The following is a 5174-nucleotide window of genomic DNA, read 5'->3' on the forward strand; positions in this document are numbered from 1 at the left end:
AGAAGTCCGAAGTTCTGAAAGAAATGTCATACGGCGAAATGATGGATGATCTGTCATCCGCATGGAGAATGACTGATGCGCCTTTAAATGTACCGGCATCATCAGATGACGGATACTGGGTTCACACCCTCAATACAGTGATGGAAACATTAGAAAAATTGGGACTTTCAGTTCCTGCAGCAAAACCTGAACCAAAGAAAAGAGGAAGAAAGCCCAAGGTAAAAGAACAGTCCGAAACAACACCTCGTAGACCGAGGGGGAGACCAAGAAAGGTTATAGTTTCACAAAACACTGAAAATTAGAGGTATAGTCCGTAGAATTGTGAAACTTTTAATTAATCACGCCCAAAAAGTGCTTAAAACAAATACGTATGTTAATGTATTTGCTATGATTGGTATCAGCAGATCTACTTTGAAGTGTATCAATAAATATATCTACACACACTCCAACAAAATGAGAAGATAACTGTTCTATTGTATACCTGTAAATCCATACCACGTAAGCATCCAGGTAAGACAACGATGACTACAAAAACCATACTGAATTCAACAAACAACAAAACTCTCATAAATACCGGTTCAGGCAGCGAAGTTGATAATCTGACCGGAACCGTGGTGTTGGAACAGTATACTCTGCTCAACCGAATCAATTCTCCTTCTGGGGAAGCTGCTTTATATATGGCAATCAGCAATGCTTCCTCTGTTTCTTCAGTCCCTAACCAGCCTGTGGTGGTAAAGATATACAGAAGAAAGGATGCAGTTAAGCCTGAAGTATTAAACAAGATTGCCGAACTTAAATCTCCTGGAATTGTTGAAATAATTGATCACGGTTATTACAACGAATCCCCATGCATTGTAATGCCTTATTATAAAAATGGCAGCCTTGCCGGAAAGACTTTATCTTACGATGTAATCAGAGATATTGTTATACCTGATGTTTCTCAAGGTCTTAAGTATCTTCATAAAAACGGTATTATTCATAAAGACATAAAACCTGCCAACCTGATGATTTCCAACGACGGAAGGCATATTCACATCATTGACTTTGGCATCAGTTCTGCAAAAGATGACGGGGTATCCATACTGATAACTAAAACAGGGATGTCACCTGAATACTGTGCTCCAGAAACGTTTAATAACGTGTGGGTGGAAGAATCAGATTTCTATTCCTTGGGGATTACTCTTTTTGAACTTTTTAAGGGACATACTCCTTACAAGAATTCTTCCGACAGAGGAGAACTTGCAGCCAACGCATCAATTCAGAAGATCAATTTTTCACTTGATTTTCCTGTTGACCTCATAAATTTGATTAAAGGCCTCACTTACAAAGATTTATCAAATCGTAATGACGTAAATAATCCGAACCGCAGATGGACCTGGAAAGAAATAGAAAAATGGCTTAAAGGAAAAACAGTTCCTGTTCCAGGTGAATTAAATTCTGGCAATGATATTTCTGATTCTGACAGTAGTACCGGTGAATCATCATATACTTTTTCCAAACCATATGATTTCAGAAATAACAAGGGGCAAATTGTAAAACTTAATACTCTTCCTGAATTTACAGAAGCTTTCGGAACAAACTGGAAAGACGGCAAAAAACACATTGGCAGAGGTTTTGCCTCAAAATTTTTCATTCAGCAGGATATGCAAAACTCAGCCAGTATCATAATGGATTGTGAGGAAGCAGGTGTTTCAGACATGGCTTATGCCAAAATGCTTATAGAATTAAGCGCCTCTTCCTGTAATTACGATCTTTATTGGGACTCAGTCAAAATCCATAGCAACATGAAGTTTTTATCAGACAAGCTGACTGGCGCAATGTTTAACAAAAGTAGCAACCTCAATGAGGAATTCAATAATATTAAACAATTGCTTTGCTTCTGGTATAAAACTTCAGGAAAAATCGAAGAACTTGGTGTAATTGAGAATCTACAGAAGATTGCAACAGTTAAAGCACAGAGACTTGATACTCAGATAATTGCACTGTGTTCCTTTATAGACCCAAACATGGCCATAAAAATCGGAGATGATGTTTTTCAAAACATTGATGAATTAATAACCTATACCAAATCCCAAAAAATTAATAATGAACAGCAATATTATGAATGGGTGCATAAGAATCAAAATCATATTAAAGAATATACCGAATGCATAAATTCAAAAATAAAGAATTGTTTTGAAAGACTCTTAGCGGATTGGCAGAATGAACTAAACAGACGCAAAAATGAAAAAATTCGTAGAAAACAGGAAGAACTAGCCCGTAAACAACGAGAAGAACAGGAACGCAAACAGCGTGAGGAACAGGAACGTAGACAACGAGAAGAACGGGAACGCAAACAGCGAGAAGAACAGGAACGTAGACAGCGAGAAGAACAGGAACGTAGACAGCGAGAAGAACAGGAACGTAGACAGCGAGAAGAACGGGAACGTAGACAGCGAGAAGAACAGGAACGCAAACAGCGTGAGGAAGAAGAACGCAGACTTCAAGAAGAATTGACCCAGGCTCCTCAAAAATTCTTATCAATAGTAAAAAAAGGTTTAAAAAAAGGGATGATTGTCCCATTCGGTAGTTATCCTCAAAATAAATACGGCTTTAAAGCTCCCATTGAGTGGCTTGTACTCGATGTAACAGGAAATGAAGCACTTCTCATAAGTCGTAAAGGCATAGATTGCAAACTATATAATCATAGCTATGTAGATAACTTAACTTGGGAGGATTGTGATCTCAGAAAATGGCTTAACAGTGATTTTATAAAATCAGCATTTTCTGATGCTGATGCTAAAAAAATTAAAGTTTCAAATCTTGAAAATGATAACAATCCTGAATATGGCACCAAGGGTGGTAATAACACTAATGATCGTATATTCTGTCTGAGCATTGCCGAGACAGAGAGGTATTTCAATAGTGATGAAGATAGAAAATGTGAACCAACAGCCTACGCTGTTCAACAAGGTACATATGTAGGTAAAGGACAAAACTATTGCAATTGGTTACTTAGATCTCCTGGAGGAAATGTAAGTAATATTTTCTCTGGCAACTCACCAAATTGTTTCTTCGCAGCTGAAGTATTTAATGATGGAAGACTTTGTCTGTGTGGACACGGAGTCGGCGTCAGAGGCTTAGCCGTCCGTCCTGCTTTAAGGATAATATGCGATGAAGAATTAGAACGCAGACAACGTGAAGAACAAGAACAGGAACTCAAACAGCTAAAAGAACTACAAGCACAGACTTACAAAAATTTTTTAGCAATAATAAAAACAGGAATTAGAAAAGGGATGATTATTCCATTTGGTAGCTATCCGCAAAATGAGAATGGTTGCAGAGTCCCTATTGAATGGCTTGTGCTTGATGTTAAAAAGTCCTCACTTACCAATCGTTTATTCAATACGGATAATAAAATTGAAGCTCTTCTTATCAGCCGTTACGTACTTGACTGCAAACAGTATCACCATAATTATACTGATATTACTTGGGAAGATAGTGAACTTAGAAAATGGCTTAATAATGATTTTATTAAATCAGCGTTTTCGGAAGAAGAGGCTAAAATAATTAAAGTATCAGAACTTAAAAATGAAGAAAACCGTGAATATCGAACCAGAGGTGGAAATGACACCAAAGATCACGTATTCTGTCTCAGTATAACTGAGGCTGAACAGTATTTCAGAAGTGATTATGACAGAAGATGCGAACCTACTGCCTATGCACGAAACCACGGCGCATATGTTAAAAACGACAGATGTTTCTGGTGGCTCCGGTCGCCGGGCCGCAATCAGGACAATGCGGCGTATGTTGAAGCAGGCGGCTCGCTCTATCTGTATGGCTGCGACATCAACTATGTTAGCCTTGCTGTTCGGCCCGCTTTACGGATAATCTGCAATGAGACACTAGAACAACGAAAGCAGCGCGAGGAAGAGGAACGTAAACAGCGAGAAGAACAGGAACGCAGACAGAAGGAATTGCTGGCACAGGCACACGAGGAATTTTAGGCAATAATAAAAAAAGGAATACGAAAAGGAATGATTATTCCTTTTGGAGCTTACCCTCAGGATAATGACAGTTTCAGAACACCTATTGAATGGCTTGTTCTGGATGTTAAAAAGACCAATTTTCTCAATCGTGTATTTGCTAAAAATAAACTTGAAGTTCTTCTTATCAGCCGTTACGCTCTTGACTGCATACAATATAACAGTAACCAGACCAATCTAACATGGGAAGATTGTGATCTCAGAAAATGGCTTAACAGTGATTTCTTAAAATCAGCATTTTCAACTGAAGAAGCAGAAAGGATTCTTATTTCAGAAATAGAGAACGATGACAATCCTAAATTTAGAACTCGGGGAGGGGAAAATACAAAAGATCGCATATTTTGTCTCAGTATTGCGGAGGTAAAGAAGTATTTCAGTAATGATGAAGACAGAACATGTAAAACAACAGCTTATGCTCGTGAGCAAGGGGCTTATGTTAATAATGGATATTGTTACTGGAGACTTAGATCGCCGGGAAACTGTCAATCACACGCATCGTACGTTTATTCAGACGGTGTGCTTAATCTGAATGGTGGCAAAGTTGATCGTGTCCATATTGCTGTTCGGCCAGCTTTGCGGGTAATCTGCAATCTGTAATCTTCTAATCTGAAATCATCCGACCACGGCTACGCTGCTCTTTTATGAGAAAGCTTTGCAACACTGTCAAAGCTATTGCAAGTTTTAGAGAAGATTCTGTAGCCTCGTAAAATCAACGTTTTCGGGGCTATTGCAAGTTTTTTTGGGGGAGAATTTTTACACAAAGTAAATTATTAATTCTTAAAAGCTATTCCAAGTTTCGGGGGAAACTTCTGCAAGTTCGTGGGAGTCCGAAAAAAACTGAAACAGAGAGTGAACGCGATTCCGTGTAAACCCTTGTTAAGCCCCTTTTGAAAAATTATCTAATGTACCTAGCTATCCTTGTGCTGGTTTCATCAAGACAGGATAGCTGGTTCAGAACCTTTGCCCAATTCTGTATTTTAGCATTGTTCCATTTCTTGGCAAGTTCACCCGTAATTCTGAGATAGAAAATTTTAAATACCGAATTTTCATTTTCAAAGAATCCCTTTTTAGTGACCTTTCTAAGGCTTGAATTTACAGATTCGATGGCATTGGTCGTATACATCACTTTACGTATGTCGGCAGGGTAAT

General features: G+C 38.3%; 3 protein-coding genes and 1 pseudogene. 3 read left to right on the top strand and 1 reads right to left on the bottom strand.

Annotation, left to right across the window (positions count from 1 at the left end; genetic code table 11):
• The 3 genes and pseudogenes from T489_RS15290 to T489_RS0111875 all read left to right on the top strand — a co-directional run.
• Nucleotides 1–302, top strand: a pseudogene (locus tag T489_RS15290) (transposase); the annotation flags it as partial.
• 219 nt (nucleotides 303–521) lie between these two features.
• The gene (locus T489_RS0111870; RefSeq protein ID WP_031580229.1) at nucleotides 522–3986 is read left to right on the top strand and encodes a DUF6273 domain-containing protein; all 3465 of its coding nucleotides are present in this window, start codon (nucleotides 522–524) and stop codon (nucleotides 3984–3986) included.
• 30 nt (nucleotides 3987–4016) lie between these two features.
• Complete coding sequence (locus T489_RS0111875; protein ID WP_031580230.1) at nucleotides 4017–4622, top strand: DUF6273 domain-containing protein; 606 nt, start codon at nucleotides 4017–4019, stop codon at nucleotides 4620–4622.
• A 298-nt stretch (nucleotides 4623–4920) separates the two neighbouring features.
• Here the strand turns inward: T489_RS0111875 and T489_RS0111880 are convergent.
• The coding region (locus T489_RS0111880) for a transposase (protein ID WP_031580231.1) at nucleotides 4921–5174 on the bottom strand (254 nt) is incomplete at its 5' end.

This window comes from Ruminobacter sp. RM87 (genome assembly GCF_000701925.1).
Classification (GTDB): domain Bacteria; phylum Pseudomonadota; class Gammaproteobacteria; order Enterobacterales; family Succinivibrionaceae; genus Ruminobacter; species Ruminobacter amylophilus.

Excerpts from the sequence above, each read along its gene's own strand:
- T489_RS0111870 (WP_031580229.1), top strand. The coding sequence starts at position 522 with ATGACTACAAAAACCATACTGAATTCAACAAACAACAAAACTCTCATA.
- T489_RS0111875 (WP_031580230.1), top strand. The coding sequence starts at position 4,017 with ATGATTATTCCTTTTGGAGCTTACCCTCAGGATAATGACAGTTTCAGA.